The 21860-nt window shown below is 67.0% G+C and carries 23 protein-coding genes; 12 read left to right on the top strand and 11 right to left on the bottom strand.

Annotation, left to right across the window (positions count from 1 at the left end; translation table 11 throughout):
- Nucleotide 1 precedes the first annotated feature (1 nt).
- The 6 genes from DES45_RS10840 to DES45_RS10865 form a co-directional block, all read right to left on the bottom strand.
- The gene (locus DES45_RS10840; RefSeq protein WP_114770034.1) at nt 2-292 is read right to left on the bottom strand and encodes a hypothetical protein; all 291 of its coding nucleotides are present in this window, start codon (nt 290-292) and stop codon (nt 2-4) included.
- Nucleotides 293-429: 137 nt separating this feature from the next.
- The gene (locus DES45_RS10845) at nt 430-1557 is read right to left on the bottom strand and encodes a hypothetical protein (protein WP_114770035.1); all 1128 of its coding nucleotides are present in this window, start codon (nt 1555-1557) and stop codon (nt 430-432) included.
- Nucleotides 1558-1893: 336 nt separating this feature from the next.
- Nucleotides 1894-4104: a coiled-coil domain-containing protein gene (locus tag DES45_RS10850; protein ID WP_114770036.1), complete on the bottom strand. Its 2211-nt coding sequence runs from the start codon at nt 4102-4104 to the stop codon at nt 1894-1896.
- A gap of 428 nt (nt 4105-4532) precedes the next feature.
- A complete protein-coding gene (locus DES45_RS10855) occupies nt 4533-5828 on the bottom strand; it encodes a TRAP transporter large permease (protein ID WP_114770037.1) in 1296 nt (431 codons plus the stop codon).
- Complete coding sequence (locus DES45_RS10860; RefSeq protein ID WP_170151463.1) at nt 5825-6328, bottom strand: TRAP transporter small permease; 504 nt, start codon at nt 6326-6328, stop codon at nt 5825-5827. Before DES45_RS10860 ends, DES45_RS10855 begins: the two co-directional genes overlap by 4 nt.
- Nucleotides 6329-6473: 145 nt before the next feature.
- A complete protein-coding gene (locus tag DES45_RS10865; protein WP_342633520.1) occupies nt 6474-7478 on the bottom strand; it encodes a sialic acid TRAP transporter substrate-binding protein SiaP in 1005 nt (334 codons plus the stop codon).
- Nucleotides 7479-7652: 174 nt separating this feature from the next.
- Here DES45_RS10865 and DES45_RS10870 point away from each other — a divergent pair, with 174 nt between their 5' ends.
- The 3 genes from DES45_RS10870 (at nt 7653) to DES45_RS10880 (ending at nt 9502) form a co-directional block, all read left to right on the top strand.
- On the top strand, nt 7653-8546 hold the full coding sequence (locus DES45_RS10870; protein ID WP_114770040.1) for a dihydrodipicolinate synthase family protein: 894 nt from the start codon (nt 7653-7655) through the stop codon (nt 8544-8546).
- Nucleotides 8547-8558: 12 nt separating this feature from the next.
- Nucleotides 8559-9239, top strand: coding sequence for a GntR family transcriptional regulator (locus tag DES45_RS10875; RefSeq protein ID WP_114770041.1), 681 nt, complete (start codon nt 8559-8561; stop codon nt 9237-9239).
- A gap of 68 nt (nt 9240-9307) precedes the next feature.
- Nucleotides 9308-9502, top strand: coding sequence for a hypothetical protein (locus DES45_RS10880; protein ID WP_114770042.1), 195 nt, complete (start codon nt 9308-9310; stop codon nt 9500-9502).
- A 101-nt stretch (nt 9503-9603) separates the two neighbouring features.
- On the opposite strand, the gene rpoD is transcribed toward DES45_RS10880, so the two are convergent.
- Both rpoD and dnaG read right to left on the bottom strand, forming a co-directional pair.
- Complete coding sequence (gene rpoD, locus DES45_RS10885; protein ID WP_114770043.1) at nt 9604-11598, bottom strand: RNA polymerase sigma factor RpoD; 1995 nt, start codon at nt 11596-11598, stop codon at nt 9604-9606.
- Between the two features lie 191 nt (nt 11599-11789).
- Nucleotides 11790-13682: a DNA primase gene (gene dnaG, locus DES45_RS10890; RefSeq protein ID WP_114770044.1), complete on the bottom strand. Its 1893-nt coding sequence runs from the start codon at nt 13680-13682 to the stop codon at nt 11790-11792.
- Nucleotides 13683-13879: 197 nt separating this feature from the next.
- Between dnaG and DES45_RS10895 the strand changes: the two genes are divergently transcribed.
- A complete protein-coding gene (locus DES45_RS10895; protein ID WP_147282386.1) occupies nt 13880-14152 on the top strand; it encodes a hypothetical protein in 273 nt (90 codons plus the stop codon).
- 49 nt (nt 14153-14201) lie between these two features.
- Here DES45_RS10895 and DES45_RS25380 read toward each other — a convergent pair whose 3' ends face one another.
- Entirely contained in the window at nt 14202-14606 is a 405-nt protein-coding gene (locus DES45_RS25380) for a hypothetical protein (protein ID WP_173949325.1), read from the bottom strand.
- Nucleotides 14607-15186: 580 nt separating this feature from the next.
- On the opposite strand from DES45_RS25380, the gene DES45_RS10905 reads away from it, so the two are divergent.
- The 4 genes from DES45_RS10905 to DES45_RS10920 all read left to right on the top strand — a co-directional run bounded on the left by DES45_RS10905 (nt 15187) and on the right by DES45_RS10920 (nt 16887).
- Entirely contained in the window at nt 15187-15396 is a 210-nt protein-coding gene (locus tag DES45_RS10905) for a cold-shock protein (protein ID WP_114770046.1), read from the top strand.
- A gap of 107 nt (nt 15397-15503) precedes the next feature.
- Nucleotides 15504-15695 carry a hypothetical protein gene (locus tag DES45_RS25675; protein WP_114770047.1) on the top strand — a complete coding sequence of 64 codons (192 nt, stop codon included), beginning with the start codon at nt 15504-15506 and terminating at the stop codon, nt 15693-15695.
- Nucleotides 15692-16069 (top strand): DUF6481 family protein, encoded by a 378-nt coding sequence (locus tag DES45_RS10915; protein WP_114770048.1) that lies wholly within the window; start codon nt 15692-15694, stop codon nt 16067-16069. Before DES45_RS25675 ends, DES45_RS10915 begins: the two co-directional genes overlap by 4 nt.
- Nucleotides 16066-16887, top strand: coding sequence for a lysophospholipid acyltransferase family protein (locus tag DES45_RS10920; protein ID WP_245571685.1), 822 nt, complete (start codon nt 16066-16068; stop codon nt 16885-16887). The genes DES45_RS10915 and DES45_RS10920 overlap by 4 nt, the downstream gene beginning before the upstream one ends.
- 294 nt (nt 16888-17181) lie before the next feature.
- On the opposite strand, the gene DES45_RS10925 is transcribed toward DES45_RS10920, so the two are convergent.
- Complete coding sequence (locus tag DES45_RS10925) at nt 17182-17622, bottom strand: Lrp/AsnC family transcriptional regulator (protein WP_210272291.1); 441 nt, start codon at nt 17620-17622, stop codon at nt 17182-17184.
- Nucleotides 17623-17729: 107 nt separating this feature from the next.
- Here DES45_RS10925 and DES45_RS10930 point away from each other — a divergent pair, with 107 nt between their 5' ends.
- On the top strand, nt 17730-18305 hold the full coding sequence (locus DES45_RS10930) for a cysteine hydrolase family protein (protein WP_114770050.1): 576 nt from the start codon (nt 17730-17732) through the stop codon (nt 18303-18305).
- Nucleotides 18306-18481: 176 nt separating this feature from the next.
- On the opposite strand, the gene DES45_RS10935 is transcribed toward DES45_RS10930, so the two are convergent.
- Nucleotides 18482-18940 carry a GatB/YqeY domain-containing protein gene (locus DES45_RS10935; protein ID WP_114770051.1) on the bottom strand — a complete coding sequence of 153 codons (459 nt, stop codon included), beginning with the start codon at nt 18938-18940 and terminating at the stop codon, nt 18482-18484.
- Nucleotides 18941-19082: 142 nt separating this feature from the next.
- On the opposite strand from DES45_RS10935, the gene carA reads away from it, so the two are divergent.
- From carA to DES45_RS10950, 3 genes are all read left to right on the top strand, one after another.
- Nucleotides 19083-20285: a glutamine-hydrolyzing carbamoyl-phosphate synthase small subunit gene (gene carA, locus DES45_RS10940; RefSeq protein ID WP_114770468.1), complete on the top strand. Its 1203-nt coding sequence runs from the start codon at nt 19083-19085 to the stop codon at nt 20283-20285.
- A 171-nt stretch (nt 20286-20456) separates the two neighbouring features.
- On the top strand, nt 20457-20831 hold the full coding sequence (locus tag DES45_RS10945) for a hypothetical protein (protein ID WP_114770052.1): 375 nt from the start codon (nt 20457-20459) through the stop codon (nt 20829-20831).
- 53 nt (nt 20832-20884) lie between these two features.
- Nucleotides 20885-21736 (top strand): AraC family transcriptional regulator, encoded by an 852-nt coding sequence (locus DES45_RS10950; protein WP_114770053.1) that lies wholly within the window; start codon nt 20885-20887, stop codon nt 21734-21736.
- Nucleotides 21737-21860: the final 124 nt, after the last annotated feature.

Consider the following 21860-nt stretch of genomic DNA (forward strand, 5'->3'; position numbering starts at 1 on the left):
ATCAGGGCTCGACCGCGACCAGGACCTCGCCGGACGTGATCTCGGGCTCCCCCTGGATCAGGTCGGCGAGGCTCGCACGGATCCAGGCAAGCGCCTTGTCATTGGCCGCGACGGCTGTCTCGCGGCTCTCGAACAGGGTGATCGACCCGGCGACGCCGTTGCCTGCGTCGAAGACGTAATAGCCGTGGAAGCCCGGCGCCTGCCTCATCAATTGTCCGATTCCGCTCTCGGCGCGGCGGGCCGCCTCCGGCACCGAACGCATGTGGGCGAACTTCCGGATCACCACGTACATGTCTGCCTCCCGGCATGGTCGAGAGCACGTCGCCGATCATATCACGCGCACCCGGCCGGAAACAGCGCGGGACAAGGCTGTGTGATCGGCGGGCATGGACGATCGCGCAGGCCCGGAAGATCGACCGCGCGCATTCGTCACCCGCGCAGAGCCACCACGGCGCCGGCGGAGTTCAGCTGGCACGCGATGCGGGACTGGCGCGTCTGACTCGTATTGGCCCGGGCATAGACGACCCTGACCGTGATGGGCGCCGTGAACCCGCCGTCGCGCGTGCGGTTCGCCGTCCCGGCGCTGGCCGCATCCACCCGGACGGCCCCATAGGGAAGCGCCGCCATCACGATGGATGTGCGGCAGGCCTGGACGATCTCGAGAGGCGTTCCGCTCCTAGGGATCAGGGGAGCTGCGGCAACCGCGGACGCCCTCGGTGATCTGGTCGTAACGACGCCCGGCGCCGTCTCTGATCCTCCAGGCAGAGGGATCAGTGTTGCCGGCAGCTCCACGTCGGACGCTCTCCCGGGGCTGAGCGAGGCCGGTGCCGGCCTGACGGTGGCGACCGGCACATTCGATGGCGCCTGCTGGGCTGCGGCCGGAGCGGCACCGTGTGCCGCGGACGTGCCCGACATGCTCGGCGATGCCGCGGCCGGCGAAGCAGGCGACGGGGCCGTTGCCGATGCCGGAGTACCCGAAACGGCCGAACCGCCGTTCCTGCCGGGCGCGCTGCCACCGGCAGCGCCGGGCCCGCCCCCGCTTGTGGTGCCAAGGCTTCCACCAATGGCTCCGGGGCTTGCATTTCCGTTCCCGCCGTTCCGGCCGCCGGAGCCGCCCCCGATGCTGCCGCCGGCGGACCCGCTCCCCTTTCCGCCGCCCGGCCCACCGCCGAGGCTTCCGCCCAGACTTTCGCCCAGTCCGCCAAGAGCGCCCCCCAGCGCGCCGCCCAAGGCTCCGCCGAGACCGCCGCCGGACGCCCCGGCTCCCTTGTCGCCTGCGCCATCCGGCCCACCGCGTCCGCCTGGACCGTTGCCGCCGCCGCCTTTTCCGTCGCCCTTGCCGCCGCCGGCATCGCTGCCGCTGTCGCCCTTCCCGCCGCCCTTGCCGCCGCCATCGCCGGGACCGCTATCGCCTCCCCCCTTCCCGCCGCCTCTGCCGCCGCCGTCGCCGGCACTGCCGCCGCCATCGCCTCCTCCGTTCCCGCCGCCCTTGGACAGGACGGGCTGAACGGACAGCAGGACGACCGCGAGGACCGATATCAGTGATAGCCGATGCATGATCCCTCCAGACGACCGCTGCCCAGTCCGTGTGTGCAACCGGTTAGGGGCTTGGGCTCCGGTTCCTTCCGCCCAGGCGACGCAACGCTGGCGTGATATCGAGCGGAGCGGACCTGGGCACCCCCCTCAGGGCGTCCAGGATCGGGCTGCGCCCGGGTGCCTGCCGCGAACGGCAATAGGCGAATTCAAGCGTCTCGTGATCGAGCATCGGGTCGGGTGACCGGACCGTCAAGGCAAAGCAGGTCGTATCGACTCCGGGAGTAGTCCGAAGTCGCAGCCTGTCGGATCGTCCGTCGGTCAGGTCGAACCGCTGTGCACGCGGCCGGAGCTCTCCCGTCACTCGTAGTCCCAGAACTCGCCGGCAGGCAGAAGAACCGCCGGCAGCCGGATGTTGCGCGCGGTCGGAACCGCGTCGGGCTCCCGCGCCGGCGCCCGGCGAGGTGGGCTGATCCTGTCAGCCGCCCTGGCCTGGCTATCGGCCGTTCCTCTCGCAGGGCTGACCGGGGGCTTCGGCGGCTCTGGCTTTATCGGCTCGGGCCTCATCTGCTCTCTCGTGGTCCGCGGAAGAGCGGCTGTCGCTTTGCCGGGCGTCGCGGCGGGCGCCTCCGCCTTCGGGGGCGCCGGAAGAGGTGCAACGTTTGGAGGCGCCTCCCTGCGCTTGTCGTCACGCAGGCGAGGCTCCAAGCCCTCCGGGCGCCGGGGAAGCAGCATCGGCACCTGGAACAGAAGCGTGGCCGGCGTGGCATCCGACCGGTTTCCGAGAACCGCGATCTGCCTGTTCGCAGCTTCGAGCTGGCGGGCAAGGGCTTGGGTCTGCGCCTTCTCCCGGGCGAGTGCCTTGTCCAGCTCCACTGCCGCTCCGTCGTCGGACCTGACCACGCTCAGCAGCCTGTTCAAGGCCTCCACATCCCGGGCGGCGGCTGCGGCCCTTTCGGTCTCGCGCTGAAGCGCCACTTTCAGGTCCGCCGCCTTGGCATCACTGGATTGGACGGCGGCCAGTTGCGCCCGTGCCGCGCTCAGCTCGCGAAGAGCCGTGTCGGCCCTGCCCTTCTCCTGCTCCAGCGCCGTCCGAAGCTCGCCGGCTCTGGATACCTGCGCCCTGAGCGCCGCAAGCTGGTCCTGCAGGGCAGCCGACTGCCGGACGGCTGCGTCGGCTCTTTCCTTTTCACGCGCCGCCGCGCGCTCGGCCTCGACCGCCCTCGCGTCGCCGGCCTTCAGCGAGGCGAGTTGTGCCTTCGTGGCGTCCAGGTCGCGCGCCAGCACGGAGGCTCGCTCCTGTTCGCGCACGAGGTCGGCTTTCGATTGGGCCGATGCCGCCGCATCGGTTCTGGCCTGCGTCAGCTGCGCCTGCGCGGCGTCGCGTTCCCGCAGCGCCGCCTCGGCCCGTCCCTTTTCGCGCTCGACGGCATCCTTGAGCTGAACGGCCTTGATCTCCGACGCCTTGAGGAGAGCGAGCTGCCCCTTCGCGGCTTCCAGCTCCCGGGCCGCGTCCGCCCCCTTGGACTCGCTCGTCCTGACGGTCATGAGCTGCTCGCGGGCCGCCTGCAGGTCCTGAGCCAGGGAAGCGGACTGCGTCCTTTCCTGGTCCAGGGCGGCTTGAAGTTCGGTCGCGCGGGAATCGGCGGCGCGCAGCGACGAGAGCTGCGCCTCCACGCTTTCCGCCTGGCGGGCCGCCGCGGCCGTTTTCTCCTTTTCCTGCTGCAACGCATCCTTGAGGGCGGCGGCTTCCGAAGCAGCCGCTTCCGCGGACGCGAGGCGGTTCTGAAGAGCCGCCAGCTCGGACTGCATGGCATCCGCGCGCTCCTTCTCGCGCAAGGCGGCGCTCTCGAACCCGGCCGCCCGCGCCACGGCGTCCTTCATGTCGGCGAGTTGTCCTTGCAGGTTCTCCCGCTCCCGGACGGCGGCGTCGGCCCGCTCCACTTCCGAACCCAAACGCTTCTCAAACTCGGCGGCCCTCGCCTCGCCTGCTTTTGCGGCGGCGAGCTGCTCCTGCGTGGACCTCAACTCCTGCAGCGCCGTCTCGGCCCGGCTGCGCTCCTGCTGAAGCGCCTCGTTCAGCTCGGCCCGGTCGTCCCCGCTGCTTGCCGGCTCCTCGGACGATTGCGGGCGGGGGGCAGCGCCCTGTCCTTCGAGGGCCAGAGCCTTCAGCGCGTCGCGCAGATCCGGATCGTCCACGTGGTCGATGATCGTGACGGCGAGAGCGCCCATCTCGATCGCCGTCGACAGCAGGCGCTTCGCACCCGCCCGGTCATCCTGCCGGACCAGCTCCCGCAGCTCGTCCATGAGCTGCCGTCGCTCGTCGGAGGTCATCATGGCCTGGAGCATCGCGCTCCAGTTCCGATCGAGCTTGTCGGGCTGAGTGTCGGTCGTCGCCGGCCGCGTTTCCGACGCCTCCGCGGCAATGGCGGCCGATGGTGAGCCGAGCAGCATCCCGGCGAGAGCGGCCGCCCAGGCCGTCCGACGCCAGTCGTCCCGGCCGATGGCGGAAGGCAGGAGATGGCGCCACGAATGGCTCACGTCACGATGGTCTTTCCTCGGCTCGATCATGGCGAGTGCACCTTGGCTGCATCGTCGAACGCGACGGGCGCCGTTGGAGGAATTTTCGATTCCGATCAGGTACGCACGGTCGGAAGCGCGAACGCGACAAGCAACGGGAGGGACCTCAACAGACAATTCCGGCAACAATCGGCCAGGGCCAAAGTTCTGCCACGTCCGGTGACAGCGGTCCGGAAAGTGGATGCGCGGCGGCAAAGAGCGTAGGATGGAGACGAAGCGTCGCTGCGATATTCCCTGCGGGAGGAAACCGGCCATGTCGCGGAAACACAGGGTTCACGTGCAGAGGCAGCATGAGAGGCCTCAAGCGATCCTCCTGGGGGTGCTCGTCTCATGCGCCGTCCTGATGCTCGCAGCCGTTCTTCTGACGATGCCGATGGGATGAGCGCATTCCGGGGTACCCCGATGGGACGGGCGCTCCCCTATCCCTTGTACCCAAAGTACTTCGGCAGCCAGAGCACCACGTCCGGCACGAGGATCATCAGCAGAAGGGCGGCGATCAGGATTGCGATAAAGGCCCAGATCTCCCGGATGATGTCGCGCAGGGGGATGCCGGTCAGGCCGCTCATGACGAACAGCAGCACCCCATAGGGCGGCGTGATGAGCCCGATCATGATGTTCACCACGATGACGACGCCGAAATGCACCAGGTCGATGCCGAGCGCGCGGGCCGCGGGCAGGAACAGCGGAACGATGACGAGCAGGAGCGTTGTGGCGTCGAACAGGCAGCCGAGCAGCAGGAACAGCAGATTGACGAGGAGCAGGAAGACGAGCGGGGAGACGTCGAGGCCATCGAGAAGGCGCGCGACCTGTTCGGGCAGGCGCTCCGAGGCGACGATGTAGTTGAGGATGAGCGCACCCGCGATGAGGAGCGCCACGACGCTCGTCGCCCGGCTCGATTCCACCACGACCTCGAAGGCCTGCTTCCAGGAGAATTCCCGATAGAAGAAGACCGCCAGGATGAGCGCGTAGGCGGCCGCGATCGCCGCCGCCTCGGTCGGCGTCGTGGCGCCGCCGTAGATGCAGTAGAGCAGGATCACCGGCATGAGCAGCGCCGGGAAGGCGCGGTACGTCGTCCGCGGCAGCTCGCGCAGGGGGATGCCCTCGCCGCGCGGGAAATTCCGCGTCCGGGCCACGAAACCGACGAGCGCCATCTGGGCTAGTCCCATGATGAGCCCCGGGATGATGCCGCCGAGGAACAGGTATCCGACGGACGTGTCCGACACGACCGCATAGATCACCATCGGGATCGACGGCGGGATGATCGGTCCGATCGTGGCGGAGGATGCCGCTACCGAGGCCGCGAATCCCGGCGGGATGCGGCCCTGCTTGATCATCATCTGCGTGACGAGCTTTCCAGGCCCGGCCGCGTCCGCGATCGCCGAGCCCGACATGCCCGAGAAGATGATGCTGACGAGAATGTCGACCTGCGCCAGACCGCCCCGGAACCGGCCGACGAGCGCCTGGCAGAACATGAAGAGGCGGTCGGACACGCCGCTGGCGTTCATGATGTTGGCCGCGAGGATGAAGAGCGGGACGGCAAGGAGCACGAAGGAATCGTAGAGGCCGTTGAGGATCTGCTCGCCGAACAGGCCCATGTCCCGTCCGGTCGCCAGCAGGTATCCGATCGACGCGACGAACATGGCGAACGCGACCGGCATGCCCAGCAAGGCGAGCCCGAAGAACGCGACCAGCGTGAGAATGAAAACGGTGCTCACGGCTCGATCTCCCCTTCGGTCTTGAGCTCATCCCGCCAGGACCGGCCGAGAAGGCGCCGCAGACGCATCAAGGCGCCGACGGCCACCGCGATCGCGAAGACGGCGAAGATCGAGTAGAGCAGATCGAAGCGTATGCCCATGACGGGACTTTTCTCGATCTTCATGAAGCTGATGTAGTCGACCGTTCCGGGCAGGGCGGCGACGAAGGCCGCCAGCGTGATGAGCGTCAGGATGACAGCAAGCACGCGCCGTGGGCCGGGAGGCAGGGAGACGAACACCATGTCGAACGTGATGTGCTCCCGCTCGCGCAACAGGAACGCCCCGCACCAGAACACGATCCAGATGTAGACGATCAGCACGAATTCCTGCGTCCAGGCGACGGGGCTGTTGAGGACGTAGCGCGTGAAGACCTGGAGCAGGAATGCGGCGAACATCGCCACGAACAGGATCGCCGTGACCCATTCGGCCAGAAGACGCAGACGGGAGCGAAGGGACTGCATGCAATGAAGCTCGCGGTTTCGACGTGGCGCGCAGGGCGACGTCCGGTGCGGCCGCCGCATGCGCGCCGGCGGCCGGATGGCGATGTTTCCTCGAACGTGTCCCGCACGAGTCATGCGGGACACGGCTCGGTGACCGGAGACGGCCCTACTTGATGGCGTTCACCCGCTCGACCATGCCCTTCGGCCAGGCCTTCGACAGCTCCGACTCGAGGTAGACCTTCTGAACGTGGCTGCGGAAGGCTTCGACGTCGGGCTTGTAGACCTTCAGTCCCTGCTCCTTGAAGAAGCTGGCGAGCTCGGCCTCCTCCTTGATCCGGTTCTCGTTGTTGTAACGGACGGCCGCCTTGGCGGCGCTCATCACCGCGTCCTTCTGCTTGTCGTCGAGCTTCTTCCAGGCGGAGCCGGACATGGAGAGGAAGATCGCGTCCACGAGATGGTCGGTCAGCACGATCTGCTTGGTGACCTCGTAGAACTTCGCCGCGCGGACCGTGGGCAGCGGATTGTCCTGACCGTCGATCGCGCCGGTTTGCAGGGCCGTATAGATCTCGCCGAAGGCGACCGGCAGCGGGTTGGCGCCGAGCGCCTTGCCGAGGAAGAGCCAGGTGTCGGAGCCCGGCATGCGCAGCTTCACGCCGGCGAGGTCCGCCGGGGTCTTCACCTCCTTCTCGGTCCGGAGGTTGAGCTGGCGCGTGCCCAGATAGCCTACGCTGAGCACCTTGATGTTCATCTTGTCCTCGACGAGGCCATACATCTCCTTGCCGATGTCGCTGTCGAACACCTTGGTCTGATGCTCGGGATCGCGCAGCAGGTAGCCCGCCGTAAAGATGGACCATTCGGGGATCTGCTTGGAGATGTCGAAGGCCGAGATCATCGCCATCTCGAGGTTGCCGCGCTGCATGGCGGCTGGCTCCGTGCCCTGCTTGAACAGGGTGCCGTTCAGGTGGATCTCCACGTCGAACTGGCCCGGCGCGAGCTTCTCCAGCTCCTGCTTGAACACCGGCAGCATCTTGGCGTGCCAGTCCGCCTCGACGGCCGGCGTCGAGATGCGGAGCTTGACCGGATCGGCCGCGAGGGCCGGCGTCAGGCCCGTGATGGCGGCGGCCGCAGCCGCCCCGATGAGCAGGCGCCTCGTAAATGTATCGAGCATCATTGTCCTCCCGTGTCCCGTTGGCTGATCCGGGGCATTGTCGAACCCGCCCCTGTTTCCACCATACTGCCCTGACGTCATCGCGCTTGTAAATATCTGAACGCATACTAACATGTCAGCGCTGCCATCAGCAGGGCCTCACCATGTGCAGGAGGCCCGAAGCCAGGGATTTCTCGCGTGACCGCCTCCACCGACCGCTTCGGCCTCTCGGCCGCCATGACTACCCCCTTCCGGTCCGACGGTGCGGTCGATCTCGCCAAGCTTGGCGATCATGCCCGCTGGTGCCTGGAGAACGGCTGTTCGAGCGTGACCGTGTTCGGCACCACCGGGGAAGGCGCGTCGATCGCGACCTCGGCCCGTGGACGGATTCTCGAAGCCCTCGCGGCCGCCGGGGTCGAGGGCCGCGACGTGGTGTTCTGCATGGCGGCGTCCGCCGTGGAGGAAGCCTTGGATCAGGGGCGGCTGGCGCATGATTTCGGCTGCCGCAGCCTGCTCCTGACCCCGCCCTTCTATTTCAAGGGCGTGAGCGACGAGGGCCTCTTCTCGTGGTTCAGCCAAGTTCTGGAAGCGCTGGGCCCGGCGGCGCGCGGGGTCATCCTCTACAACATACCCTCGGTGACGCAGGTCGGCCTTTCGATCGAGCTCATCGGCCGCCTCAAGCAGGCCTTTCCGGGCATCGTCACGGGCGTGAAGGACTCGTCGGGGGATTGGGACTACACGCAGCGCCTGCTTGCGGCCCACGGCGATCTTGCGATCCTGATCGGCGACGAGCGCTACCTCGCCGAGGGCGTGCGCCGCGGTGGCCAGGGGGCCATTTCCGGCCTCGCCAATGTGTGTCCGGGCACCCTCCTGCCGCTGGCCAGGGACGGAAACGGGGACGAGCGGATCAACCGGCTCGTGGACGACGTGCTCCGGCATCCGGTCATCCCGGCGGTGAAAACCCTGGTGGCGCACCGCACCGGGGACGCGTCGTGGCTCACGGTCCGGGCTCCCTTGGCGACCTTGCCGAAGGCCGGCCAGGATCGGCTTTGTTCCGCCTTCGACGGATTGTTCGCCGCGAAGACGCATTGACGGGGCGACGGAATGGAGAAGGCCGAACCGGCAGCGGACGGGACCAATCTACGGGAGAAGGCGTACGACCGCTTCACGCGTCATCTCCTGGCGCGCGACATCCGGCCGGGGCAGTTCATCTCGCAGCGCCAGCTCGTCGAACTGACCGGCCTGCCGCTCGGCGCCATCCGCGAGCTCGTGCCCCGGCTCGAATCCGAAGGCCTCATCAAGACCGTGCCGCAGCGGGGGATGCAGATCGCCCATGTGGACCTGAGCCTGATCCGGGACGCGTTTCAGTTCCGGCTCTTCATGGAGCGGGAGGCCGTGGCGATCTTCACGGCGGAGGCCAGCGACGCGACCCTGGCGCGGCTGAGGCAGGAACACGAAAGCGTCGCCGCCGCCAGCGCGGCGCATCAGGGCGGCGACATCGCCGACCTGGTCGCCCGGGCGCAGGCCGTCGACTGGGACCTGCACTGGACCATCATCTCGTCCCTTGGCAACGCCATCATTGCCGATGCCTACCGGGTGAACTCCATCAAGGTGCGCCTGATCCGTCAGGAGCAGACGCTGCTGTCCGAGGCACTCGTCATGCCGGTGATGCGGGAGCACCTGTCCATCATCGAGGCGATCGAGACGCGCGACCCCGCCCGGGCCATCGCGGCGATGGATGCGCACATCACCAGCGCCAGAAACCGCGCCCTCGGGCTTCGGTAAGGGAACCGCCCAGGCAACCGGGCGAACGAGCACCGCGTTGTGACCCTGGACAAGCATGGAGCGAGGTCATGGCCAACGAAAAGCCCGGGAAGACCCCTTCCGAGAAGCCGAAGCTCAACCCTGGCGATCAGGCCGAGGTCGGAACCCCCGGGGCCGGCGAGAACATCTGCCGGGAATGCAACGGCACCGGTAAGCTCGGCGAGAAGGAATGCCCGATCTGCGGCGGAACCGGAATCGTCATCGAAGAGATCGGCGGCGGCTAGCACGGCCACGGATCGATGGGCCGGGATTCCGGCCTGACGAAGTCGGCGCGCAACCGGCCCTTAAATGAAAAAGGCGGGCCCGAGGCCCGCCTTTCGTGTTCCTAGTTGTCCAGGAAGCTTCTGAGCTTCCGGCTCCGCGACGGGTGCTTGAGCTTGCGCAGGGCCTTGGCCTCGATCTGACGGATGCGCTCGCGGGTCACCGAGAACTGCTGGCCGACCTCCTCGAGGGTGTGGTCGGTGTTCATGCCGATGCCGAAGCGCATGCGCAGCACGCGCTCCTCGCGGGGCGTGAGGGACGCCAGCACGCGGGTCGTGGTCTCGCGCAGGTTCGACTGGATCGCCGCGTCGATGGGCAGGATCGCGTTCTTGTCCTCGATGAAGTCGCCGAGGTGCGAATCCTCCTCGTCGCCGATCGGCGTCTCGAGGGAGATCGGCTCCTTGGCGATCTTGAGGACCTTGCGGACCTTCTCCAGCGGCATGGCGAGCTTCTCCGCCAGTTCCTCCGGGGTCGGCTCGCGGCCGATCTCGTGCAGCATCTGGCGGGAGGTGCGGACGATCTTGTTGATCGTCTCGATCATGTGCACCGGGATGCGGATCGTGCGGGCCTGGTCGGCGATCGAGCGGGTGATCGCCTGCCGGATCCACCAGGTGGCGTAGGTCGAGAACTTGTAGCCGCGCCGGTACTCGAACTTGTCCACCGCCTTCATGAGGCCGATGTTGCCCTCCTGGATCAGGTCCAGGAACTGCAGGCCGCGGTTCGTGTACTTCTTGGCGATGGAGATCACGAGACGCAGGTTGGCCTCGATCATCTCCTTCTTGGCCTGACGGGCCTCGCGCTCGCCCTTCTGCACCATCATGACGATGCGGCGGAACTCCTGGATCTCCAGGCCCGTCTCGCTCGCCAGGTTGTGGATGTTCTCGCGCAGGTCGTGGATCTGGTCCTTGGCCTTGGCGACGAAGTCCTTCCAGCCCCGGCCGCCGAGCTTGGAGACGCGCAGCACCCATTTCGGGTCGAGCTCCCAGCCCTGGTAGTGCCTGAGGAACTCGTCGCGGGCGACGCCGTGGCTCTCGGCCAGACGCATCAGGCGGCCCTCATGGGAGATGAGCCGCTTGTTGATGTCGTAGAGCTGCTCGACCAGGGCCTCGATGCGGTTGTTGTTCAGCGACAGCGACTTCACGGCCGTGACGATGTCGCTCTTGAGCGTCTTGTACTTGCGCTCCTGGGCGGGCGTCAGCTGCTTGTTCTGCATGCGCTGTTCCACATGCTCGACCTGCAGGCGGCGCAGCTTCTTGTAGTTGTCGGCGATGGAGTCGAAGGTCTCGAGGACGCGCGGCTTGAGCTCGGCCTCCATGGCCGAGAGCGACACGTTGTTCTCGAGGTCGTCGTCGTCCATCTCGCCTTCAGGCGGGGTCGGCTCCTCGCCCTCGGCGGCGGCGACGGGCTCGTCCTCGCCGTCGGGCATGTCCTCGCGGGGCGCGCCCTTGCCGTCCGGGCCGGCATAGGTCGCCTCGAGATCGATGATGTCGCGCAGGAGCACCCGGCCCTCGACGAGCTCGTCGCGCCAGATGATGATGGCCTGGAAGGTCAGCGGGCTCTCGCAGAGCCCCGCGATCATGGCCTCGCGGCCGGCCTCGATGCGCTTGGCGATCGCGATCTCGCCCTCGCGGGAGAGAAGCTCGACCGAGCCCATCTCGCGCAGGTACATGCGGACCGGATCGTCCGTGCGGTCGGTCGGCTCCTTGGCCGTGGTCTCGCGCACCGCGACGGCGCGGGTCTGGGAAGCCTCGACGAGGTCGCCGCCTTCGACTTCCTCCTCCTCGGCCTCCGCCGGCTGGCCCTCTTCGGCCTCTTCCGCCTCGACGACGTTGATGCCCATCTCGGAAAGCTGGCCGAGCACGTCCTCGATCTGCTCCGAGGAGAACTCCTCGGAGGGCAGAACCTCGTTCAGCTCGTCGTAGGTGACATAGCCACGCTTCTTCGCGAGCTTGATCATCCGCCGAACAGCGGCATCGGTGAGGTCGAGAAGAGGCCCGTCGCTCTGTTGCTCCGGTGCCGTCGTCTCGCCGTCGTCCCGTTCGGTTGTCTTGGTTGCCATGCTTTTGCTCTACTCCGGCGCCCCGCCGACGTCCCTCAAAACACCATCGATGCGCGAATGGGCGGCAAAGCCACGAGGCCTTACCACCCGAACGTCTTTCCAAACCATAAAACAGTAAGTCGCTTGACTAACCGTTAACCATCCCCCGCTCAACCGCAGCGCTCCACCTTTGCCGCGCCCACCATGAAATGTCAGTGGTCACGGTGGACAACACCGTTGTCCAGGTCGGCCTCGGCACCCTCGACGGAGGACAGCTGGTTTTGGACCTCCCGCAGCCAGGCGAGATTGGCCTCATTGTCCTCTTCGGCGAGCGCGCGCTCGGCAGCCCGAAGTTCGCTATGTAACGTGCGGGCGCGGCGATGCAAGGTGATCGCCTGCCGCAATGCGTCCTCAAGCCGCAACGGATCCGCGTGGGGCTCCAGCATCCAGCGGTCGCCGGGGCGGACGAGCGCCATCAGCCGCTCCGCCGCCTGGGTCAGGCCCGCGCGTTCGAGACGGGCCTGCATAACGGCGGCATCTGTGGGGTGTCCTGCCGCCGCGCCATCGAGCAGCAGGCTCCTCAGCATCTGGGAGGCCCGACCCTCGATGTCAAGCTCAGCAAGGGTTTCGACGTGATCATGCAGCAGTTCCGGGTGCACCAGGAAGGTGCACAGGATCATAGCCTCGCGGGGCGTCTCGGCCGTCGTGCCGGTGAAGAGCGGGCTCCGGGCGAGCAGCGGCGAGACGCTCATGCGGGCGCCCGGGGACATGGGGGCGGGCCCCTTCCGGTCCCGCCGGGAGCCGCCCCCCTGGCGGTTGAAGCGGCCGCCGCGGGGCTCGGGGCTCAGGGCCGAAATTCGGCTCTCGATCTCCTCGCGGTAGTAGCGCTTGAGGGTTTCGTCGCGAATCAGCGCCAGTGATTCGCGCAACCTCTGCTCCAGGCCGGCCCGGCGCTCGGGGGTGTCGAGCGGGCCCGCCTCGACCTCCCGGCCCCACAGCACGTCCACCAGCGGGCGCGCCGAGGCGAGCACGCGCTCGACCGCCTGGGCGCCGCCGTCGCGGGCGAGGTCGTCCGGGTCCTGACCCTCGGGCAGGATGGCGAAGCGCAGGGACTTGCCGGCGGTCAGGTTCGGCAGGGCGATGTCGAGGGCCCGGTAGGCCGCCCGCCGCCCGGCCTTGTCGCCGTCGAAGCACAGGATCGGCTCCTCGGCCATCCGCCACAGGAGCGCGAGTTGGTCCTCGGTCAGGGCGGTGCCCAGCGGCGCGACCGCGTTGGGAAAGCCCGCGACGCTCAACGAAATCACGTCCACGTAGCCCTCGACCGCGATCACGGTGCCCTTGTCGTGGGCCGGCTGGCGGGCGAGGTGGTGGTTGTAGAGGAGCCGTCCCTTGTTGAAGAGCGGCGTGTCCGGCGAGTTCAGGTACTTGGCCGGAACGTCGGCGCTCATGGCGCGCCCGCCGAAGGCCACCACACGGCCGCGCATGTCGCAGATCGGGAACATGATCCGGTCGCGGAAGCGGTCGTAAGGGACCTTCACGTCGTCGCCGGTCACGAGAAGCCCGGCCTCGACCATCATGTCGATGGCGACGTCCTTGGAGGCCAGGTGGTCGCGTAGGGCGAAGCGGTCCGGCGGCGCATAGCCGATGCGGAAGCGTCCTTGCGTCTCGCGGCTCAGGCGGCGGCCGGCGAGGTAGTCCCGCGCCTTGGCGCCGAACCGGCCCTGGAGCGAGGATTCGAAGAACTCGGCGGCCAGCTCCATCACGTCGTGGAGGCTCTTGCGTTTGATCTCCTCGGCCCGGTCCTCCCGCGACGGCTTCGGCAGCGCCACGCCGGCCTCGCCCGCGAGCCTCTCGACGGCTTCCGGAAAGGACAGCCCCTCCGTCTCCATGAGGAAGGTGAAGATGTCGCCGTGCTTGCCGGAGGAAAAGCAATGGTAGAACTGCTTCTGGTCGTTCACGTAGAAGGACGGCGTCTTCTCGGCGTTGAAGGGCGAGAGCCCGCGCCATTCCCGCCCCGCTTTCTTAAGACGCACGCGCTTGCCCACGACAGCCGAAACCGGCAGCCGGGCGCGGATCTCTTCAAGGACTTGAGGCGGGTAGCGCACGAGGCGGGGTCTCCAAACCTGCTCCATAAACTAGGGCGCGAGCGGTAAAGAAAGAAACCGAACGGCCCCGCTTTTCTGTGCCCACAATCCACAGGGCGACTGCCCGGCGGCCCGGCCGCGCCGGGATGCCGCGCCAGGAACGCGTCTCCGCCGAGCCCGTTGATCCCGGTCTTCCCTTGAAGCCCTGCGAGGCACCCATGACCAACACTAGGCGCTTATCGTTCATCCTTGCCGGATGTGTCGTCTTCAGCAGCCTTGCCGGAGCGGCCTCTGCGCAGCCCTGGATGGACCGGGACTACGACCGCGGCTGGCGCGACCAGGATCGCGGCTGGGACCGCGGCCGCGATTACGACCGCGGCCCACGCTGGCGCGGCCGCGACAGGGACCGGGACTGCTACTACGAGACCCGGCGCGAGCGGAACCGCTACGGCGACATCATCACCCGGCGCTACCGCGTCTGCGAGGACTGACGGAGGGACCGGGCGGCGGGCGTCATCCCGTCCGCCACCCCTTCCTCAGCTATTGCGATGAGGGCGGCGTCGACGGCGCGGGCGACGAGGTCGACGAGCCCGAGCTCTTCGCCTGCGACTGCACCCGGTCGAACATGGTCAGCGCCGCGTCCACGCAGGCGCGCGTCGACTCGTTCTCTCCGCAGACGACGCGAAGCAGCGTATCGCCGCTGCGCAGGAAGAAGCGCGCGCCGCGTCCCGAACGGTCGCCGTCCTCGTCATCGTCGCGCATGGCGCGCCCGCGGCGGTCGTCCCGGTCCCGATCCCGGTCGTCGTCCCGGTCGCGGTCCCACCGGCTGTAGCCGTCGTGCCAGCGCCCGCGTGGATAGTCGTCGCGGTCCCGCGACGAGCTCTGGCTCCAGGCCGACGTTCCGATGAGAGCCAGTCCGGCTGCGAGTAGAAGAGCTTTCCGCATGGGGGTTCTCCGCTGAAGCGACGCCCCGGGAATTCGCGCGACCATTCCTCGAGGGGCGTCTTGAAAACGTGGAGCAAGGGCGCACGGGTGAACCGGGCGCCGGGGTTCAAGGTTCCACGGAGCGGTTGTTCATGCCCCCGCCGCGGCCGGCAGCGTGCCCTGCGGCATCTGTCTCTCCCCGTCTCCCCCATCGCCCGCACCCTTTCCATGGCTCGCGCACCTCGGGCGTGCGGTAGACCGCATGGAGCGGAAAGCCCTCGGGCTTGGCCGCCAGGAGCCAGAGCGCCCGGATGAGCGGCGGCGCGGTGCGGATCTTGCTGGGCCAGCAACAGGCCATCGCAATGGAGAAGGTAAGTTTTTCCCAAATCAACAGGAAAGACTGACAGCACTTGTTAATGCCCGGCGAAGGACGTATATAGTTTTTATCGGATTTTGGCCGGACAATCGGGTCGTTTCGCTTTTGACGCTGTCAGGCGCACGTTCGGACTTCCTTACCATTACATCGACGAACCGGGTTGAGGTCGCGCTTCTTGGCGCCTTCACTCACGTGCATCTACAGCAATCGCGAAAGGCTATCCCCATGATCATGGGCACAGTGAAATTCTACAACGACACGAAGGGCTTCGGCTTCATCCAGCCGGACGATGGCAGCAAGGACGTGTTCGTCCATGCGACCGCTCTCGAGCGCGCCGGCATCCGCGGCCTCGTCGAAGGCCAGAAGGTCTCCTTCGACACGGCCGAGGACCGCCGCTCCGGCAAGGTTGCCGTCAACAATATTCAGGCTGCATAAAACAGCCTCTTCGGCGCAGACGCATTTGTGCCGAGCCCTTTAGGCCGCTCCTTGTGGGGAGCGGCCTTTTGTTTGAACCCGTGGCGCTGCCACATTGGAGGGCCAACATGTCCCATAAATACAAGATCCGACAAATGGTGCGCCTCATCCGCGCTCCCGTCTCCGACAGCCGTGCCGATGGCAGTGGCATTTACGAGGTCGTCCGCCTCATGCCGGCCGACGAGACAGGCGAAGTTTCATACCGGATCAGATCAGGCATGACGGAGCGCGCTGTCCGAGAGAGCGAGATCAGAGCATGAGTGGCTTTAAGGACAAAGGCTTCGCTGACCGGCTGGGCACAGCCGATAAGGCTCGCAAAGCCATGCTGGAGCGCGTTCGGGCGATGCCGAGTGCCGACGACCCCGCCGTTATCGAGCGCAAAGCAGCGCGCCAAGCGATCAGTGCCGCTCGTGAGGCACGCCGGGCCGAGCGCGAGAGCGATAGGATCGCCGCGCAGGCCCGCGAGGCTGAGGAGCGGTTGGCGCGCGAGGCGGATGAACAGGAGCAACGCCTCGCCGAGGAAGCGGCGCAGGCTGCCGAAAGAGCGGATGAAGCTGAACGTGGGGCCGCTTTGGAAGCAGCGCAGAAAGCGGCACGCGATGCTCGTTACGCCGCTAGAAAGGCGCGCAAGTGACAGGATCATCGTATGTCAACGCAGGCGCGCTGGTGCAACGGGCCGCTCCCGAAGCAGCCGGTCAGCAGCGGTCGAAAACAGCCTACCCAGCTCGACCTGTCGGGCCGTGGCAGTGGGCGCGATCGAAGCTGTTTGATCTCCTTCTCGCGTTCTGGACCGCTCTTTTCGGGCTAGCCGTCCCCATCCTATGGCTCTTCGGCTCCCCTGAAGTCCCAATTCGACTCGCGACCCGGATCTGGGTACGCGGCGTCTTGTTCGGCCTAAAGCATGTTGTGGGCTTGAATTACATGGAGCGTGGTCGGGAGCATGTTCCAAACGAGCCCTGTCTGATCGTTGGCAACCACCAATCGACCTGGGAGACGTTGGCCTCGCTGGTGCTCTTTCCCGATGTTGCGATCGTGGCCAAGCAGGAACTGCTCTCGATTCCCGTCTTCGGTTGGTATCTGCGGCGATCCCCTATGATCATCATCGATCGTGAGGCCGGCACCAAGGCATTGCGGGACATGATCCTGCAAAGCCAAGCGGCTCTCGACAAAGGACGATCCGTTCTGGTCTTTCCCGAGGGGACGCGGCGGCCCGTCGACCAGCGTGTGGAGTTCAAGCGCGGAGCGGAGTTTCTTTATACGAAACTCGGAGTGCCGACGCTGACAATGGCCGTTAACTCCGGACGCTTCTGGAGTCCCGGCGCCACAAGCAAAGGCAACGGCACGATCACGGTCATCTACGGCTCTCCGATTGCTCCCGGATTGTCAGGAAGCGAGTTCACCAGGAAAGCCGAAAGCACCTTAGAGGCCGATAAGAATTCCATTCCGCATTGAGGCAGGATCGGACATCTCGGCTGCTTGAGCCCGGCAGAGAGACGGTCCGCTCACTGGGCGATCGCAGAAATTCGGCTTCATCGTAGATCTTCGAGACAAGAATGGCCGAGCCCAGTCGGCGGATCAGGTCTAAGGACGCCCCCCACGGGCCCGCATTTGTTTCTTTTTCGTTCCTGACAGGCATACCGAGCTAGGCTATATCGTGGTGGTCCGGTCCACCAAGGGGGGCGCTCGCGAGGCGTCGTGATTTGTGGGAGCGGACGGCGGCCGTGACGGGGCGATCCCGCTGAAGAGCTAGTCCCGCGCGAGCGGCGTATCGAGCACGATGTGGGTCGTGGCAGTGGCGACGCCCGGCGTCGCTGCCACCGCGTCGCGGATCCGGTCGAGGTCGGCGTTGGACGCACAGGCCACCATCACCATGAGGTCGATGGCGCCGGTGAGCGAATGGCAGGCGGCGATCTCCGGAATGCCGGCGAGCCGCGGCACCACCTGCTTGCAGCGGAAGCCCGGCTCGAACGTGACGGCGATCATGGCGCGCACGGCGGGGTCGTGCCCGTGGCCGAGCGCGACCGTGTAGCACCGGATGACGCCCTCGCGCTCCAGGCGGCGCATGCGCTCCTGGGTGGCGCTGCGCGACAGCCCGACGCTGCGGGCGAGCCCGACGAGGCTCTCCCGCGCGTTCTTGCGCAGGGCGCCGACGAGAATCCGATCCTTGTCGTCCAGGGTGATGCTCATGGGGCCGCCGTGAGGTCTTCCGCCGGCATTTCGCCGGCGCAACCGTCGTCTTGTCGAGTGAAACCGGCACGGACACAAGCGACAGATGGGGAAATGGAGGATTTCCCATGGACTACGCGAATTCTGTGCTCCTGCCGGTCGACATGCAGCAGGCCTTCGACCTGCCCTCGTGGCCGCGCCGCTGGAACGAGGCGGTCGACCGCAACGGCCTGGCGCTTCTCGCCGCGTGGCGCGCACGCGGCCTGCCGGTCATCCACGTGCGGCACGATTCCGTGACGCCGGGCTCGACCCTGGCGCCGGGCCAGACCGGCAATGAATTCCGGCCGGGCTTCGGGCCGCAGGGCGGCGAGGCGCTGGTGACAAAAGGCGTCAACTCGGCCTTCATCGGCACCGACCTCGACCTGAGGCTGAAGCGGCTCGGTGTGCGCAGGGTCGTGGTCTTCGGCATCACCACGGACATGTGCGTTTCGACCACCGTCCGGACCGGAGCCAATCTCGGCTACGATATGGTGCTGGTCGAGGACGCCTGCGACTGCTTCGACCTGCCCGACGGCGCCGGCGGCACGATCTCGGCGCGGGAGAGCCACCGGGCCCACGTGGCGACGCTGCGCTTCGAGTTCGCGACGGTGGCGACCACGCGGGAGGTTCTGGCCGCGATGGATGCGGGAGCCGAGGCTGCTTGAGGCGTGGATATCTCTACACCCTGGCCGAATGTGGCGCGCTTTTCCCTCCCCCTTGTGGGGAGGGACCAAGGGTAGGGGTGTGAGCGATAGCCTATCAAGGTCAGGCGCCGGCACCCCACCTCCATCTCCTCCCCACAAGGGGGAGGAGGGTTCTGTCGCGCCTCCCGCGCGTAATCTCACCCCTTCGGCAGCATGTCCTTCACGAGGCCGCTCGCCTTGCCGAAATCCATGCGGCCGGCGTACTTGGCGCGGAGCGCCCCGACGACCTTGCCCATGTCCTTCATGGAGGCGGCGCCGGTCTCGGCGATGGCGGCCTCGATGGCGGCCTTGGTCTGGGCCTCGTCCATCTGCTGCGGCAGGTAGGAGGTGATGACCGCGACCTCGTCCTTCTCCTGCTGGGCAAGTTCGGTGCGGCCGCCCTGCTCGTACATGGCGATCGATTCCTGGCGCTGCTTCACCATCTTCTGCAGGAGCGCGAGGATTTCCTCGTCGGAGAGCGGCTCCTTGCCGGCGCCGCGGGCCTCGATGTCCTTGTCCTTCAGGGCCGCCTGGATCAGGCGCACGGCGCCGAGGCGGCTCTTGTCGCCGGCCTTCATGGCCTCCTTCATGTCGGCGGTGAAACGTTCGCGCAGCATCGGTATCTCCTTGTGTTTTAAAGTCCTTAAGCGTTGACGGAACGCGAACGGCCCCTTAAGTCACGGGGATAGTTCAAAGGCGGCCCGGCGTGGCCTGCTCAAGCACGGCCCGTTGGCCCCGGACTTACAAGAGATCATGACGATGCTGCAAGACAAAGACACCGCGGGTGGCTGGGAAGAGCCGCGCGCAACCGCCGTTCTCGTGCTCCAGGACGGCACGGTGCTGGAAGGCTTCGGCATCGGCGCCGTCGGCGAGGCCACGGGCGAGGTCTGCTTCAACACGGCGATGACCGGGTACCAGGAGATCCTGACCGACCCGTCCTATGCTGGGCAGATCATCACCTTCACGTTCCCGCATATCGGCAACGTGGGCGCCAACGAGGAGGACATCGAGAGCGTCAACGCCGCCTCGTCCTCCGGGGTGCGCGGTGCGATCCTCGCGGCTTCCGTCACGGACCCGTCCAACTGGCGCGCCTCCCGCCACCTGGACGCCTGGCTCAAGAGCCGCGGCATCGTCGGCCTGACCGGCATCGACACGAGGGCGCTCACCGCCCTCATCCGCGAGAAGGGCATGCCCAACGCGGTCATCGCCCACGACCCCAGCGGGATGTTCGACCTCGAGGCCCTCAAGGCCCGCGCCGCCGCCCTGCCCTCCATGGACGGGCTCGACCTCGTGCCGATGGTGACGAGCTCCCAGCGCTTCGACTGGGAGGAAGGCACCTGGACGCTCGGCCAGGGCTTCGAGAAGCAGGGCGACGCCAAGTACCACGTGGTCGCCATCGACTACGGGGTGAAGCGCAACATCCTGCGCCTTCTGGCCCGGGCCGGCTGCAAGGTGACGGTGGTGCCCGCGACTGCCTCGGCCGAGGACATCCTGGCCCTCAAGCCCGACGGCGTGTTCCTGTCCAACGGCCCCGGCGACCCGGCCGCCACGGGCGAATACGCGGTTCCGGTCATCCGCAAGGTGCTGGAGGAGAAGATCCCGACCTTCGGCATCTGCCTCGGCCACCAGATGCTGAGCCTGGCGGTGGGCGGCAAGACCCGGAAGATGCACCAGGGCCATCACGGCGCGAACCATCCGGTGAAGGACAAGACCACCGGCAAGGTCGAGATCACGTCCATGAACCACGGCTTCGCGGTGGACCCGGAAACCCTGCCGGCGAACGCGGTGGAGACCCACGTGTCCCTGTTCGACGGCTCGAACTGCGGCATCGCGCTCACCGACCGGCCGGCCTTCTCGGTCCAGTACCACCCGGAGGCCTCGCCCGGCCCGCAGGACAGCCACTACCTCTTCGACCGCTTCGTGAAGCTGATCGAGGAGGAGAAGGCCAGGCGCCACGCCTGACGACCCCGGCCGGCGGGGCCCTCCCCGCCGGATTGTCCACAAATCCGCGATCTCAAGAACAATATTTCATTTCTGCGACAAACCGGCCATTGCCCCCGTCCCCCAAATCACGTTAACCGATCAGTAACCATAAAAACTGACGATGATTCTTTGATTTTGGGGGTTCTTCCGATGACGTTCGACGACGAGTCCGGCGAGTTCAACCGCCTGCATTCCCTTTTCACCTTCCATCTCGGCGTCGCCGTCGGCCTGTCGTGGCTGACCTCGCTTTACGCCTCGATCTATGCTCCCTGGGTGCGCAACATCCGTCCCCTGATCGACCCGTCCTACGCGGGTCAGGTGGAGAGCACCTGGTCGTTCCTGTTCATCTTCCCGGTCGTCCTCACGGCCGCGTGGCTCCTGACGATCTTCGGGCACACCACCCTGCGCCAGCTCCGGATGCTCCGGAACCAGACGGTCGAATTCGCCGTCGCGGGCGCCGTCTCCTTCGTGGTGTTCTACCTCTCCATCGACCGCGCCGTCGCGGCGATGCTCATCGGCCAGTAACTTCGCAACATCAATCAATCCGCCCGTCCTAGGGTCTGGCTACGGAGTGATCCATGCCAAAGACCAAGACGACGACGCGGATTGATTATGGCCGCCGGGTGGCCCGGGTGATGGCCTACATCGCCGACCACCTGGACGACGACCTGTCCCTCGAAACGCTGGCGGAGGTCGCCTGCTTCTCGCCCTGCCACTTCCACCGGATCTACCGGGGAATCGCGGGCGAGACGGCGAGCGACACCATCCGGCGCCTGCGCCTCCACCGGGCCGCGAACGAGCTCGCCCGGTCGGAAAGGCCGATCGAACGCATCGCCCGCCGGGCCGGGTACGGCTCGGTCGAGGCGTTCACGAGGGCCTTCGGGGCCGATCACGGTCTTCCGCCCGCCGCCTACCGGGCAAGGCTCACTCCGTTCCACGTGCCTCTGAACGGAGACGATTCCATGAACCCCGTGACCATCAAGACCTTCCCGGGCGCCCATGTGGCGGCCCTCGATCACCGCGGCGACTATCAGGCCATCGGCCGCCGCTTCGACGAACTCGCCGCCTGGGCGGCCGGCCGCGGCCTGCTGGAGACGCCGCGCCGCTGGTTCGGCATCTATTACGATGATCCGGCGAGCGTGCCTGTGGCCGAGCTTCGCTCGGAAGCCACGATTGAGGTCGATCCGGACACGCCACTCGGCGACGGCATGGTTCGTCGGGAGATTCCGCCGCTGCGTGTGGCGAGCATTCTTCACAAAGGCCCCTATGCGGAGCTGGAGCGCGCCTACCGCCAGCTCTACGGCGAATGGCTCCCGGCGAGCGGCGAGGAGCCGTCCGACCGGCCATGCTTCGAGCACTACATCAACGATGCCCGGACCGTGCCGCCGTCGGAGCTTCTGACCGAGGTGTTCCTGCCCCTGAAGGGCTGAGGATCGTCGCCCCCTTCCGCGTCGTGCGGGAGGGGGCGCCCGCCGTAGCCTGCGCCGAAAGAGCGGCCACGCTCGATCTTTCCGAGTCCCCATGCGTTCTCCCCCGACTTCATTGGAGGACGAG

It is taken from the genome of Microvirga subterranea (genome assembly GCF_003350535.1).
Taxonomy (GTDB): Bacteria; Pseudomonadota; Alphaproteobacteria; order Rhizobiales; family Beijerinckiaceae; genus Microvirga; species Microvirga subterranea.

Bases quoted from the DNA above. Each gene is read 5' to 3' on its own strand.
- DES45_RS10895 (WP_147282386.1), top strand. From the start codon at position 13,880: ATGACCAACACTAGGCGCTTATCGTTCATCCTTGCCGGATGTGTCGTC.
- DES45_RS10905 (WP_114770046.1), top strand. From the start codon at position 15,187: ATGATCATGGGCACAGTGAAATTCTACAACGACACGAAGGGCTTCGGC.
- DES45_RS10865 (WP_342633520.1), bottom strand. From the start codon at position 7,478: ATGATGCTCGATACATTTACGAGGCGCCTGCTCATCGGGGCGGCTGCG.
- DES45_RS10925 (WP_210272291.1), bottom strand. From the start codon at position 17,622: ATGAGCATCACCCTGGACGACAAGGATCGGATTCTCGTCGGCGCCCTG.
- rpoD (WP_114770043.1), bottom strand. From the start codon at position 11,598: ATGGCAACCAAGACAACCGAACGGGACGACGGCGAGACGACGGCACCG.
- carA (WP_114770468.1), top strand. From the start codon at position 19,083: ATGCTGCAAGACAAAGACACCGCGGGTGGCTGGGAAGAGCCGCGCGCA.
- DES45_RS10930 (WP_114770050.1), top strand. From the start codon at position 17,730: ATGGACTACGCGAATTCTGTGCTCCTGCCGGTCGACATGCAGCAGGCC.
- DES45_RS10850 (WP_114770036.1), bottom strand. From the start codon at position 4,104: ATGATCGAGCCGAGGAAAGACCATCGTGACGTGAGCCATTCGTGGCGC.
- DES45_RS10950 (WP_114770053.1), top strand. From the start codon at position 20,885: ATGCCAAAGACCAAGACGACGACGCGGATTGATTATGGCCGCCGGGTG.
- DES45_RS10915 (WP_114770048.1), top strand. From the start codon at position 15,692: ATGAGTGGCTTTAAGGACAAAGGCTTCGCTGACCGGCTGGGCACAGCC.
- DES45_RS10875 (WP_114770041.1), top strand. From the start codon at position 8,559: ATGGAGAAGGCCGAACCGGCAGCGGACGGGACCAATCTACGGGAGAAG.
- DES45_RS10945 (WP_114770052.1), top strand. From the start codon at position 20,457: ATGACGTTCGACGACGAGTCCGGCGAGTTCAACCGCCTGCATTCCCTT.
- DES45_RS10845 (WP_114770035.1), bottom strand. From the start codon at position 1,557: ATGCATCGGCTATCACTGATATCGGTCCTCGCGGTCGTCCTGCTGTCC.
- DES45_RS25675 (WP_114770047.1), top strand. From the start codon at position 15,504: ATGTCCCATAAATACAAGATCCGACAAATGGTGCGCCTCATCCGCGCT.
- DES45_RS10880 (WP_114770042.1), top strand. From the start codon at position 9,308: ATGGCCAACGAAAAGCCCGGGAAGACCCCTTCCGAGAAGCCGAAGCTC.
- DES45_RS10860 (WP_170151463.1), bottom strand. From the start codon at position 6,328: ATGCAGTCCCTTCGCTCCCGTCTGCGTCTTCTGGCCGAATGGGTCACG.
- DES45_RS10840 (WP_114770034.1), bottom strand. From the start codon at position 292: ATGTACGTGGTGATCCGGAAGTTCGCCCACATGCGTTCGGTGCCGGAG.
- DES45_RS25380 (WP_173949325.1), bottom strand. From the start codon at position 14,606: ATGCGGAAAGCTCTTCTACTCGCAGCCGGACTGGCTCTCATCGGAACG.
- DES45_RS10935 (WP_114770051.1), bottom strand. From the start codon at position 18,940: ATGCTGCGCGAACGTTTCACCGCCGACATGAAGGAGGCCATGAAGGCC.